Below are 14,103 nucleotides of genomic sequence, written 5' to 3'. Positions count from 1 at the left end.
GGCGCCCCCAAGCCCGGTTCGGGCCGCAGCGCCCTTCGCCGCCCTTCCCGTCAAGGCCACAGCCGAACCGCAGGCGGAGCCGCAGCACGACCCGGTGCCCCGCGCCGAGCGCAAAGTGCACATCCAGATCGACCACATCGAGGTGCGCCAGCAGCCGCGGCCCATCCCTGCGCCGCCGCCACGGAAGGCCGCCCGCAATCCGGCGCCCAACCTCGAGGACTACCTGCAGCAGGGGCGGCGGTCATGAGCGACGGCTTCGCCATCGCCGCCATCACCGCGGTCCTGCGCGCGCGCATCAACGCCCGCCTCGTGGCCAACAACGTCGGCGCCGTGGTCGGCAACTTCTCGGTTTCCGCCATTCCGCCGGATCTGGTGCGCGGTACGGCCGGCAACGACCCGACGCAACTGAACCTCTTCCTGCATCAGGTCACGCCCAACGCCATCCAGCGCAATCGGGACCAGGCGGCGCGCAGTTCCCTCGGGCAGCTCGCCAAGCGGCCGACCCTGGCCCTCGACCTGCACTACCTGATGACGGCCTACGGCGCCCAGGCCTATTTCGCCGAGGTCCTGCTCGGCCACTCGACCATGCTGCTGCACGAGGAGCCGCTGCTCACCCGCCAGCAGATCCGCGAGGCCCTCAACCCGCCGCCGCCGGCACCACCCCTGCCGGCCCCCATCACCACCTCGGGGATCGACGAGCAGGTGGAGATGATCCGCATCTCGCCGGAATCCATCACCTCGGAGGAGATGTCGCGCATGTGGTCGGCGCTGGATGCGCAATACCGTCCCTCAGTCGCCTACAAGGTTTCCGTGGCGCTGCTGGAGAGCACCCTCAGCCCAGGCCCCGCCCTGCCGGCGCGGCGGCGCATCATCAAGACGATCCCCACCGTCGGCGCGCGCATCACCGACCTGCGCAACGCCGCCGACGGCGACCCCACCATCACCATGGCCAGCAGCATCGTCATCGAGGGCGAGGGCTTCGCCGTTTCGGGGCTGTCACTGCTCTTCGGCGGCCAGGCCCATACGCCGCAGCCGGATCAGATCCGGGCCTCGCAGATCACCCTGCCGCTGAGCGACCTTGCCACGGCGCCGCTGCCGGGGCTGGTTCCGCTACAGATCGCCATCGACAGCGACCTGGGCGATCCGCCGGTGGCCCACCGCGCGCTGGTTTCCAACACCGTCGCCCTGCCGCTTTCGGCCACCTTCACCTTCACCACCACGCCGGTATCGGAGCGGGTGGTCGACGGCGTGACCCTGCGCACCGGCGATGCGGCCCTCACCATCACCCCGGCCGTGGGACGGCGGCAGGCCCTGCAACTCTCGTTCAACGAGATCGCCGCCCCCGCCGGCCGGGCGCCGCGCCACTACGCTTTCGACGCACCACGCGACAACGGCATCACGGTGCCCAACGTCGACACGACCACCACCGTGACCTTCCGCTATCGCGACGTGGCGGCGGGGGACTACCTGCTGCGCCTCAGGGTCGACGGCGTCGACTCGCCGCTCGGCGTCGACGGCAACGGCGTGTTCGACAGTCCGCAGGTGACCATCTGATGGCCGCGCCCACAACCGACTGGCACGCGCGCAACCAGGCATACCTGGCAAGTTGCCTGGCCACGGTGCGCGCGCGTCTGGCGCTCGCCCTGGTGCGGGGCGGCGACAAGGAAACCGAGACGGAAGAGACGCTCACAGAAGCGCTCGCGGCGCGGAGAGCTCAGGCGGACTTTGCGCCTGCTTCTGCGATTGGGCGACTCACCCAGGCCTTCGATCTGACCGACTTCGAAGCGGAACTGCTGGTGCTCTGCGCCGGGGTGGAACTCGATCCCGAGATCGCCCGCCTGACCGCCCAGATCCGCAGCGGCGCCGACCGCGGCGAGGCAAGTTTCGCCGTGGCCCTCAGCGCGCTTGCCGATCCGCATTGGAGCGCGATCTCCCCGGGCCGCCCCCTGCGCTACTGGCGCTGCCTGCAGCTCCAGGGCCCCTCCGCCGTGCGGTCGTCGCTGCAGATCGACGAGCGGACTCTGTCCTTCCTGCTCGGTATCGCCGACCTCGATTCGCGGCTCATCGAGCGCTCGCAACCTCTTGAACGGGTCGCGGCGCTGCCCCCGAGCCAGACCCGCAAGGTCCGGGCCATCCTGGACGCCTGGCAGGACGGCACAACGCGGGTGATCGGCCTCGACGGTCCCAATGCCGAGGACCGCCGGCGCATCGGTCAGCGCGCCGCGGAGGAAGCCAGCCTCGCCTGTCATCTGATGAGCGCGGCAAACCTGCCCGCCGATCCGGCCGAGCGCACCCTGCTGCAACGCCTCTGGGAACGCGAATCGATGATGCGGCCGCTCTGCTTGGTGATCGAGATCGGCGAGCAGGACCCCGAAGGCAGCGCCCGCTCGGCCCTAGACTTCGCCCTTGGCTGTCACTGCCGCATCCTGCTCTCGGCACGCGAGCGGCTCTCGGGTGGCTCCGGCCTCCCCTGGCACGCCGTTGCGACCCCCTCTGCCGAGGAACAGGAAAGCCTCTGGCGCCGCGCCCTCGGCAAGAAGAGCAACGGCGAGGCTCGCGCGCTTCCCTCCGTGCTCAGCCAGTTCGATCTCGGCGCCGCCGACATCGACCGCATCGGCCAGAGCCTGCAGCGCGGGAACGGCAAGGGTCCTTCCCTCTGGCAGCGCTGCCGGGGCCTGGCAGAGCCGCGCCTGGCGGCCCTGGCGGAACGCCTGCCGGCAATCGCCGATTGGGACGACCTCATAGTGCCGGAACGAGAGCAGGAGGCCCTGAGGCAGATCGCCGCCCAGGTGCGCAACCGTTTCACCGTCTATCACCGCTGGGCCATGGCACCTGCCGGCGCGCGCGGACGCGGCGTCACCGCCCTCTTCTCCGGACCCAGCGGCACGGGCAAGACCATGGCCGCCGAGGTGCTGGCGCGGGATCTCGATCTCGATCTCTACCGGGTCGATCTCAGCGCCGTGGTCAGCAAGTACATCGGCGAGACGGAAAAGAACCTGCGCCGCATCTTCGATGCGGCCGAGGGCGGCGGCGTGGTGCTGCTGTTCGACGAGGCCGACGCGCTGTTCGGCGAACGCAGTCAGGTGAGCGACAGCCACGACCGCTACGCCAACATCGAGATCGCCTATCTGCTGCAACGCATGGAGTCCTTCAGCGGCCTCTCGATCCTCACCAGCAACATACGCGACGCCATCGACCAGGCCTTTCTGCGACGCCTGCGCTTTCTCATCGACTTCCCCTTCCCCGACCGCGAGCTGCGCCGCGCCATCTGGGAGCGCGCCTTCCCCACACAGGCAGGTCCCGAAACGCTGAACTACCAGCGTCTGGCGCAAATGAACGTCGCCGGCGGCACCATTCGCAACATTGCCCTCAACGCCGCCTTCATCGCCGCCGACCAGGGCGACGCCATCGCCATGGAGCACATCTACCGCGCTGCCGCCTACGAGTACGCGAAGATGGACCGGCCCCTGAGCCCGGCGGAGACGGAGGGCTGGTCATGACCCGGCGGCAGCGGCGCCTGGCAATGACCCGGTCTGGCACTGCGGCGGACTCGGTGACGCTCCGCGTCGGGCGGCTGACCCTGGAGGGAGTCTCCCCCCATGTCGGCCGGCGCATCGGCGACAGCCTGACACAGGGTCTGAAGCGCCATGTCCTGGAACGCACCCGTCCGGTGACCCATGCGAAGGCTCCCCAGCGGCAGTCGGCATTGCTCGCGACCGGCCCGCACGACACGCCGGAGCGGGTCGGCGACAGGCTCGCCGTGCTGCTGTCGGAAAGGCTGCTGCCGTGAACGCGCCGGTGAAGATCGCGAAGCACGACCCGGCCCCCGAAAGGACTGGCGAAAGGTCTGCTGAGCGGAGCGCTGAAGACCTGCGCACGGAGCGCCTTGTGGCCGACTTCGCCGCCCGCCTCGGCCTCTCGACGGCTGAGGCCCGGGTCGACCTCTCCCCGGAGAGCGCGGCGCTGACCCGGGCGCACGGGGCCAAGGGCCTGATGCGCGTCGGCGTCGCCCATCTCGACCCCCAGTCCTTCGATGCCGCAAGCGGGCAGGGGCGCTACCTGCTGGCCCATGAGATGACCCACCTTGCCCAGCGGTCGGAGCGGCGCCAGACCGGCGATGAAAGGCCGGCGAATGTGGCCGCAGCCGAGCGCGAAGCCCACAGCATGGGAGAGCGCGCCGCGGCGCTGCTGCCGCTTTCCATCCCTGAGGTTCTGTTGCCGCCGGGCGCCGTCGCCGCCGACTCCGGCGTCGGGACACCCCACGAGGCCCAGGAGGCCGAGCCCCGTGAGCGGCCGGACTCGCCGGCCGCCCTCAACGGCCGTATTGCCGAAAGGATCGTGCCCTTTCCCGGAGCCCTGGTCGCTGCCCGCGCCGAGATCGACGAGGCACTGGATGGCTGGGTCAGCGACGGCGACATGGACGACGTGCTGCGCATCCTCGATGCCCACACCCTCATCGACGCCGCCGCCATCCTCCGGTCGCTGGGCAGCGAACGGCAGCAGAGCTTCCTCGATGAGCTCTCCGGCAGCCACTACCGGAACTACCGGCGTTCGGTGATCGCCGGCTACGCAGCGGTCGTCCACGCCCAGGCCGGCGAATTCGAGGAGGGCCACTTCGAGGACCTGGACTACGGCGCCATGGCACGCGAGGAGATCGTGGCGCTGGATCTGGTGCTGGGCGCCCTCACGGAACATGTTCCACGCTTCGCGGCGGAGTTGCTGCACTCCGATGCCGGTGCGGCCATCCGCGAGCGTATGCTCGATCCCTTCGGCACCCCCCAGCCGCTGCGCCGGGAAGGCGCCGACCGCAGCAGCGACGATGAAACAGCCGATCCGCAGCTCACGAGGGAGGAAGAGGCCCTCATCGGCATTCGCGCGGAGCTGGCGATCAACCTGCTGCGCGACGACCCCGACGAGGCCAAGGCACGAGCGGTGCTCGATCTGCTACGCCCCTTCGCGCCGCTGGTGGAGCCGGAGGGACGGCCCGAGGGCACGTCCAGCGACCCCGACAGCCTGCAGCTCGACGAATTCGGCGGATCCCTGCGGACCGTTCCGCCGAAGCTGCGCCGCGCCGGTGAGCTGCTGGCCGAGGCCGGCGCCCTCGACCGTCTGCTGGAGGCGGTGGACAAGCAGGACGACGCCCTCGACCCCCGCTACGCCGGGCTGTTCTTCGCGCTGATGGCCTTCCGGCCGGTCTGGCGCAACCTCAGCTATGTCGAAGACCTGCTCTCCACCGGCTTCTTCAACTGGGTGCGCGACTGGGAGGCGGAGTTTGCTTACCGCCTGCTGCGCGCCCTGCCGCTCGATGCGCAGTACCGCTTCCGGCAACTGGAGGGCGGGCGCTACTACCGCCGCCTGGAAGAGGAGATCAGCCGCGACCTGATCCGCTCCGGCGTTTACGTCAGCATAGAGGTCAGCCGCGACGAGGACGGCGGTTTCGTCTCCACCGTCGGCGACTATGCCGCCCTTCTGGAGCGCGGCGACCGGGACAGCCAGATCCTCCGCTCGACGGTCGACGACGTGCTGCGGATGGCCGAGGACCGGCGCGGCACCGGCAACTGGGCGGAGACGCTCTTCGAAGCGGTCTGGAACATCGCCGGCTGGGAGACCAGCCTGCCCCATCCATCCAGCGCCCTGACCTTCGTCGTGCGGCGCCTCGACAGCCTCGGGGCCCTCAGCGACATGATCAACGCCCTCAGCGATGAATTCCTTTTCGCCGAGCACCGCCGGCCGGTCACCCTGGAGATCTTCCTGGCGCGCGACCCGATCCATCTTCAGGAGCACGCGCGCCAGCTCATGTCCACCAACTGGAACATCTTCACGCCCTGGGCGCTGGATACCGCGGTCACCGACCGGGATGCCTATGTCGCCTTTCAGCTCATCCGCGCCCTGCCGCCGCACGAGCAGGCCGCTTTCATGCGGCGCAACGACGGCGAGGACTTTCAGGCGATCTGGAACGAACTGCCGGAGCGCATGCGCGAATCCCGCGACATGGACCTCTTCATCGAGCGCGACGGCGGGCTCAACCGGGAAGACCTGCGCGCGCAACTGGCGGCCACCGAGGAGTCCGAGAACCTCTGGACCGCTGGCCGCCGCCACGAACTCGATGCGCTGATCCGCCTCGCCATCACCCTAGGCGACTACGACTTCGTCTTCTCCCAGTCGGAGCAGCGGCGCGCCTACCGGATCGCGGAGCTGCGCCCCATCGTCGACCGCTACCGGCTCTACGATCTCAACCCCGGCTCGGTCCGCACCGATCCGGCCCCGGACGAACTGCCGACCTCGGTGCTGTCCCGGCTGCCGGCGCTGCAGTTCCTGCAGCCCCTGGGGCGCGGCATCGTCAATACGACGGGCACCCTCACCAACCTCCTCGACCTCTTCTTCCGCAGCGATCTGCTGGTCGGCTCGCGCGGCGGCGGCTACCGCCTGGATCTCGAAACGGTGACCCGTCTGATGCGCCACACCCTCGGCGACACCTCCATCGATCTCGGCGAGATGGAGCGGGAGGACCGCGACGACGACGAGAACTACGCGGACATCTGGTTCGATCTGCCGGCCCGCCACATGCACATCGACATCCCGAACCTGCAGATCCAGCAGTACAACGAACTGTTCGGGACGACCCGCGTCGACACCGGCCCGATTACCCTGCGCGGTCTGAGAGTCACCGCCGCCTACGCGGACGAGGGCTTTCAGCAGCCGGCCTCGCTCAACGCCCGCATGGAGGATCTGAAGATCCAGGGCCTGGGCCTGACGAGCCCTGCAAGCGTGCGGACCTTCGGGGAGATCGAGGTCCATCCCCTCGATCTGGATGCCCGGCTGGAAGGCAGCAACACCGCGGCGCCAAGCACTGCGCCACAGGGCCTTTGGATTCCGCTGCCGTTGCTCGCCCCGGCATTCCTCGGGCTGCTCGAAGTGCTCGGTCATCTCGGCCGCCTCAAAGACCGCGAAACCTATGGCGAACTGCGCTCCATAAACATCGCTTTCGAGCGGCTCGACGTGCGCGGCTTCGCCACCGACTCGGGCATTCGCCTGGCCGCCCTGGCGGTGCGAGATTTCGAGTTGGGCGTTGCCATGACGCGGGACGAGCACCTGCGCCTGCAGATCGAACAGGCCGAACGCCGTCGCGAGGCCCTCTCGCCGGACGACCGCGACGGGGAACCCGGTGCGGAGATCGACCGTCGCCTGACGCAGTTGCGACGCCAGCACCGGCAGGCCGTCGAGGCGGAAACGGCCCGCCAGGAACTGAAGCGGCGTTACGAGCAGGACCCGGACTCGCTCAGCGACGACGAGGTGACCCGGCTGGTGATGCTGGAGCGCAGCCGCCGCCTCGGCGTCACCATCGACATCGGCTCGGTCGAGCTCAGCGGTTTGCAAAGCGCCGTCGACATCGACTCGCTGACCCTTGAAGGGATCAGCGGCGGCGGGGAAAGCGCCGCCGGCCTGCAGATCCTCAATGCCGTCGGCCTGCCGTCGCTGGCCGATCCCGCCGTTCTGGACCGCTTCCGCAATCGGCTGACCCGCGAGGCCGAAGGCCGGCTTCCCTCGCAGTTCGACGCCGAGGTGCAGATCGGGGTGCGGCGGGTTGCCGCCGAGGGCGTCGGCTTTACCTACATTCCCAGCGCTTCGATGGTCCGGACGATGATCGACATCGTCGCCACCATCGCCGGGCAGCGGCCGGAAGAAACCCGCTTCGCCGACACGCAGAACCGCCTCGAAGCGGCGCTGCCGGACGTGCGCCGCTACCACGAACTGACCGAACGCAATGCCGACGGCGCCCTGGCACCGGCCGACCAGCGCGAACTCGCCGACCTGCGGCGGCGTCTGCGGGAGACCTTCTACATCAGCGTCGAGCGCGTGAACCTTCAGCAGGCGCGCCTCACCGCCAGCCTCTCCCGCGGGGACATCGGCCTGGGCGCCGAGACCTTCACCGTGGAGACCATTCGCGGTCTGGGGATCGAGATCGACCTGGTGGAAGGCGAGGATGTGGATCTGAGCCTCGGCCTGCTGGCCCATCTGCTGCAAGGCGTATTCCACGGCCGCCGCGAGGCCGGTGCCGATCTTTTCTCCTCCGCTTCCCTCCATGCCGGGCGCCTTGCGGCACATGGCATTCGCGCCGAAGCCTTCGGCTTCTCGGCGGACCAGATTGAGGTGCAGGGGCTCGACGCGACGGTCTCCTCGGCCGGAGAAGGCATCTACCTGCTGGTGATCTCCCGCTGCGACAGCCTCATTCTCGACAACCTCGACCTGCGTACCACCGACCAGCTGCTGCAGGCGCCGGGCCGAGTGGCGGTGCAGAACGCCACCATGGTGATCCGCTTCACCACCGAGCAGACCACCGACGAGTCCGGGGAGGAGTCGCGCCGGGTCACCGAGATCCATGTGCGCAGCGCCGATATCGGGCGCGTGGAATACCTGGAGGGCGAACGCGGCCCCCTGGTCTACGAGCGTCCCGCGCCGCAGAGTTTCCAGCCGGAAACCGTGGAGGGCGCGGCTCCGCAGCAGCCGCGGCGCATGCGCGTCGAGATCAACCGCGGCGCATTGACCGGCCTTTTCGCCCGCGGCATGACGGTGGACCTGAGCGATGCGGCCAACATGCGCCTCTCCGGGGCCGCCGGCATCGCCACCATCGACACCCTGCAGGCCGCCGCCATCGTCAAGGAGGCCTTCCAGTCGCCCGAGGGCGAGGACATCGTCACCCACCGGGTGGAGGGGCTGGTCTCCGGCGGCACCTCCGTGGACGTGGTCAGCGGCAGCACCGTCCAGGGACCGGTCAACCTCAACGCCCTGGAGGTGAACTTCGTCGAAGGCGAGATGGAGCGCCTGCGCTTCAACGATATCGACGTCAGCGACGGCCTCCTGGTCATCGGCAACAACGAGGTCGCGATCCGCAGCCTCGACACGCTTTCCGGCGACCTGCAGTTCGAGGGCGACACCATCCATGTCCATGGGCTCAGCTTCCAGGACGCGCAGGTCTCCCGCCTGCGCTGGGAGACCGAAGGCGGCACGCTCTTCGAGGCCCGGCCCACGGCCCACGCGCAGCAGTTCTCGCTTCAGGGCAGCGTCACCCTGCAGAACGGCAGCCCGCAGGAGCTGACGGTCGATTCCTTCCGGATCGCCCGGCTCACCGCCAGCTATTTCAAGCTGCGCGACCGGCGCCGCAACGTCACGCTGGAGTTCGACAACGACTCCCAGAACGACCCGGGTCACCAGCCGATCGATGTCACCGAGCTGCGCGCCACCGGGCTGCATTGGCGCAGCGGCCAGACCCTGCCGGACCGCGGGCATGTCGAACTCGGCCGCCTGCGCGCCCTCTTCGAGGGCAGCTTCGGCGAGCAGCTCTCCGCCGACGGCAGCCTGGATCTGCAAGGCCTCGATCTGCAGTTCCGTCGCGGCGATCAGGTCATCACGCGGTTCCGCGATCTGGATGCCGAAGCAACCGTGCGCTACGGCGACACCGAGGCCGATGTGGCGGTGCAGAACCTGCGCACCGGCGAGACCGGCGAAGAGGGCTCCATCGACTACCGCCACGGCGAAGGGGTCACCATCAACCAACTGCGCGTCGGCTCCATCACCCTTTCGCGGCTCGACTTCGAGAGCGACAGCATGCGCATCGCCGTCCCCGCGCCCCTGCCCGAAGGCGTGGCTGGTCCGACGGCGGGCGATGTGGTGCTGAGCGACATCACCCTGAGCGCCGAGGTCGACTTCCCCGACAGCGACGCGGCCGAGGCGCCGCCGGTGCAGGAGATCCGGATCACCGAATTGTCGATCCCCACGATCACCGCCCGCGGCCTGAGCGTCACCCTGAAGAACCTGGGCAGCGGGCTCACCTTGACCCTGCCCTACTCCGAGCCGGCCACCATCTCCGGCGTGATCTTGAGCGCCATGCCGCCGGAGGTCGCCTTCCGCATCACCGCCGAGTACGACTTCATCACCGGGGAGACCGACTGGCTCGCCCGCGGGCTGCTCAACACCGGCGCCATCGACGTGCCGCGGCTGCAGGCCGATCTGGCCGGCGTGCTGCAGGCCGACGCGACCCTGCATGTGCCTTCGGTCACCGGTCAGTTCTTCGGCGACGGCACCTACCGTGTCAGCCTCAATCAGCCCTCGATCAGCGCCCTGCGCATCGACCTCGGGCAGGTCCTGCCCTCCGCCGTCATCACCCTTTTGGAAGGCAGCGAGGACAACCCCGGCGAGGTCGGCGCCGACGCCCTGGTGCTGACGGAGCGCGGCGTCGAGATCCTCGCGCCCAATGCCGGGCCCTTCCAGTTCGTCGTTCCCGACAAGGGCATCACGATCCGCGTCGAGCAGATCACCGGCAGTCCCAGGATCGAGGTCATCTCCCGCGAAGAGCAGTTGGGGCCTGTCGCGGCCGACCCCGACGACCCGGGCAACATGCTCATTCGCATCCCTGAGGCGAGCATCCGCAACGTCGCCATCACCATCAACGACGTCAGCGCCCTGATGGACCAGAGCACCAGCGACGAGGAAACCGACTTCGCGGAGCTCAGTGCCAACCTGAGCCGCAGCCTGGGTCCCTTGATCGATACCGCGGACGGGCACGTCAACTTCGACCTCGAGGCGTTCCGCAGCGTCGAGCAGCACGGCGGCGTCACCATCGAAACCCTGCCCTTCGTCGCGCCAATACGCCTGCAGATCACCGACGGGCGCGCCAACCTGCAGCGCATGCGCACGATCCTGCTGGCCTCGCTCGCCCGCCAGATCAACCAGTCCGTCGATGGCCTGGGGACCGACTTGGCCAACCTGACCGACGCCCTGACCCGCTTTGTCGTGATCGGCAACCGCCTGCACTTCCAGTATCTCAGCGGCTGGTCGGAATGGACCTCCGTCGTGTCCTTCGAGCTGGCCGCCGACGAATTGGCGGCGGACCCGCCCATCGTCCAGGACGACGTCGTCCAGCCGGTCCGTCTCTCGACCCTGATGCGCTACCGCCTCGACATCATGGAGGAGGAGCCACCGGCGCCGGCCCGGGATCCGGAGGCGGGAGTGGATCCCGACGCGGACCGGGACGAAGAGCCGGATCAGGACACTGACAACGAGGAAGAGGCCGAGGAAGAAGGCTGGCTCGACCAGATCATGAACAGCTTCAAGGAGAGCGCCGAGGTCAGAAACATCGACATCGACCTCAGCCTGAACAACGACACGGCCTTTCCTTACACCATCGGCGATCCGACCGACTCCGAAGCGGCCCTGCAGGGCACCGTCACCTTCGCCCCGGACACGCTCACCGCGTTGCGCATCACCGGACAACTGCCCGATGCGACGCTCAATCTGGGTCTGCAGCAGCTTGCCCTGGAAGGGGTCGACCTGACGGTGAAGGGCTTCCCGCTCTCCACCGGTACCATCGAGCTGAACGGCTTCACCGGGCCGAACGACGGACCTGCGACGCTGGCGGTGGAGGGCTGGACGACGCCCAGGGCGTTCAACGCGCTCGTGGAGGAGGTCACCATCCGCGACGTCGAATTCCGCATGCCCAACGAGCCGGGAACGGAAACCGAGGCAGGTGCCGGAGCCGGCGCAGGGGCGGAAGTCGAAGAGGAAGAAGAGGAGGTGCAGCGATGACCGCCGGCAAGCGCGCGCCTCGTCAGTCCGTGAGCCAAAGAGACTCCGGTGCCCGGGCCGAACCGCAAAAGCGGCCCGATTTCGCCGCCGAGCGCGATGCGGCGTCCTTCCGCCGCGGCGGCCCGGCCTGGAGCACCGGACTTTCCTCCGAACTGCGGGAGCAGCCCGGCGTTCCGGGCGTCGGGTCCTCTCTTCCGACCCGGCTGCGCCACCGCATGGAGCGGCGTTTCGATTGGGACTTCGGCGAAGTGCGGGTGCATGACGATGCAGCGGCCGGCGCCCTCCTGCGCGACCGCGATGCCCATGCCCTGGCCAGCGGCAACGATCTGCTCGCCGAACCCGGCGCCCTTGACGCCGAGACCGCTGAAGGCTGCGACCGTCTGGAGCACGAACTGGCCCATGTGGTCCAGCAGCAGCGCGGCGGCGGATCGCCGGCACTGCTCGCCGACCGGCGCAGCAAGCTGGGTGGTTATGGGCGTGAAGCGCCGACGGTGCCCTTTGAGGTGGCCGAGGGCCGGGCGCCGGAGGACGCCCATCTGCTGTTCGACCGCGACGACATCGCTTTCACCGACGAAGCGCTGGCGGCCTTTGTCGCCGCCCTCGGCGCCCATGACTCCGCCGTCAGGGTCGAGCTGCACGGCTATGCCAGCGAGGACGGCGGCGAAACCTACAATCTGAACCTCTCGGCCCAGCGCGCCGCCGCCGTGAAGGCCGAACTGGAACCGCACCTGCCACCGAACTCCGAGATTCTGCTCTATGCCCACGGCGAGACCCGCGCCTTCGGCGGCGCCTACGAGCGCAACCGCCGTGTCGGCCTGCGTGTGACACCGCGGCCGACCGCCGGGCCCGAGCTGCCGCCGACAGGGCTCTCCCTGGTTCCTCGATTGCAGTTGCAGATCGACCTGCCGCCGCCCCCGGGAGGTGTGCCGAGCCCGGAGGTGGAGCCTCCGGACCTGGAGGACGAGGAGGATATGCCGCATGTCGACGTCTCCCCCGACGCCCAGGACAGCGTGATCGCCCCGGAGCCCGACAGCGGCACCATCGATCCCTTTCGCTATACCGTCCCGCCGCTCAACCCGCGCTGCCCCCATGCCCCCGGCGTCGATCAGATGGACTGGTACAAGATCGTCGCGCCGCTGTCGTCGCGCGGCGGCCGCCTGACCTCGGCCCAGACCCTCGGTCTCAGCGAGACCTGGGCGACCTCGGCCTGCACCTATTCCTTCATCCTGGCGCCCATCGTCGGGCCGGAGCGGGCCGGTTCTCTGGGCGCCAAGGCCGCCAACCTGGGGCTCTCCAGCGCCATGGACTCAAACGCCTATTGGGAACACCCCAGCGAAGCCGACCGCTTCGACCAGCAGCTTCGCCGCGAGGGCATCAACACCACCATCATCCCGGTCAGCGACATTCTGATCGGCCTCTACGAGCTGGCGGTGGATTGAAGGGAATGCGCGACATGGAAGCCAGAGCATGACGACACCTTCCTACAACGCCAGCCCTCTGGCGCCGCGGGTCCGGCGCGGCGGCTTCGTGCTGATCGATCCGGCGACGGAGACCGTGGAGCGGGTCATCGCCTTCCAGTACAACCCGGAAAGCCTCTCCCGCTCGCTGCAGGCGCGCGGCGCCGGCGAGGGTGGCGACCGCAACGAGGCGCTGCGCCTGACCGGCCCGCCGGTGGAGTCCATCAGCCTCGAGGCCGAGCTCGACGCTACCGATCAGCTCGAATTCCCGGACGACAACGAGACCGTCGTGCAGGTCGGTCTGCATGCGCAACTGGCCGCGCTGGAATCAGTGCTCTATCCGAGTCTGGAGACCCTGGTCTCCAACCACGAGCGCGCCGCCCGGGGCGAACTGGAAATCATTCCGGCCCAGGCACCCCTTGTGCTCTTCGTCTGGGGCCGCAGCCGCGTGGTGCCGGTACGGCTCAGCGACTTTAGCGTCGTCGAGGAGGGTTTCGATCCGGACCTCAACCCCTTGCGCGTGCGGATCAGCGTCAACATGACCGTGCTCTCCACCAACGACCTCACCTTCGACTCGCGCGGCGCCGGCATCTACCGCGTCTATCACCGCACCCGCGAGCAGCTCGCCGAGCGCATGCCCATGGGCGCCATCGACGACCTCGGCCTGGGAGAGATTCCATGACCACCGATCCCCTCACACTCCTGGGCGTGGTGACGCCGGAGGGACCGGGCAGCGCCACCCTGCTCTCCCCCAACAGCCGCTATCACAACCTGCCGCTGGGCACCCGCATCCTGGCCGACGGCCGCAGCGTCGCCTTTCTGAAGCGCCGCTTCCCCGCCGATCCGCAACAGATGCGTAAGCTCGCCGAGCACCTGAGCAGCGACAGCGACCGCCTCGACCGTATCGCCGCCCACTATCTGGGCGATCCCACGCTGTTCTGGCGCATCTGCGATGCCAAACTGGCGCTGCACCCCGACGAGGTGCTGCAGGAGGCCGGGCGGCTGGTGCTGATCGCGGTGCCGGAGGCCGGCCGATGACGCGGCGAACCAATCAGAGAGACCG

General features: G+C 69.0%; 7 protein-coding genes and 1 pseudogene. All 8 read left to right on the top strand.

Features of this window, described 5'->3' with window-relative positions:
- Window positions 1–247: pseudogene (locus tag Q0996_RS16140) on the top strand (hypothetical protein); the annotation flags it as partial.
- Entirely contained in the window at window positions 244–1,554 is a 1,311-nt protein-coding gene (locus Q0996_RS16135) for a DUF4255 domain-containing protein (RefSeq protein ID WP_299621922.1), read from the top strand. The pseudogene Q0996_RS16140 and the gene Q0996_RS16135, both read left to right, overlap by 4 nt.
- The gene (locus Q0996_RS16130; protein ID WP_299621919.1) at window positions 1,554–3,500 is read left to right on the top strand and encodes an ATP-binding protein; all 1,947 of its coding nucleotides are present in this window, start codon (window positions 1,554–1,556) and stop codon (window positions 3,498–3,500) included. Before Q0996_RS16135 ends, Q0996_RS16130 begins: the two co-directional genes overlap by 1 nt.
- Window positions 3,497–3,790, top strand: coding sequence for a hypothetical protein (locus Q0996_RS16125; protein ID WP_299621916.1), 294 nt, complete (start codon window positions 3,497–3,499; stop codon window positions 3,788–3,790). Before Q0996_RS16130 ends, Q0996_RS16125 begins: the two co-directional genes overlap by 4 nt.
- 98 nt (window positions 3,791–3,888) lie before the next feature.
- Window positions 3,889–11,583: a DUF4157 domain-containing protein gene (locus Q0996_RS16120; RefSeq protein ID WP_299621913.1), complete on the top strand. Its 7,695-nt coding sequence runs from the start codon at window positions 3,889–3,891 to the stop codon at window positions 11,581–11,583.
- Window positions 11,580–13,022, top strand: coding sequence for a DUF4157 domain-containing protein (locus Q0996_RS16115; RefSeq protein WP_299621910.1), 1,443 nt, complete (start codon window positions 11,580–11,582; stop codon window positions 13,020–13,022). The genes Q0996_RS16120 and Q0996_RS16115 overlap by 4 nt, the downstream gene beginning before the upstream one ends.
- Before the next feature lie 28 nt (window positions 13,023–13,050).
- Window positions 13,051–13,722: a hypothetical protein gene (locus Q0996_RS16110; RefSeq protein WP_299621908.1), complete on the top strand. Its 672-nt coding sequence runs from the start codon at window positions 13,051–13,053 to the stop codon at window positions 13,720–13,722.
- Window positions 13,719–14,078, top strand: coding sequence for a hypothetical protein (locus tag Q0996_RS16105; RefSeq protein WP_299621905.1), 360 nt, complete (start codon window positions 13,719–13,721; stop codon window positions 14,076–14,078). Before Q0996_RS16110 ends, Q0996_RS16105 begins: the two co-directional genes overlap by 4 nt.
- Window positions 14,079–14,103: the final 25 nt, after the last annotated feature.

It is taken from the genome of Pelagibius sp., from assembly GCF_028289705.1.
GTDB lineage: Bacteria > Pseudomonadota > Alphaproteobacteria > Kiloniellales > Kiloniellaceae > Pelagibius.
This window is presented reverse-complemented; position numbering and strand designations above follow the sequence as displayed.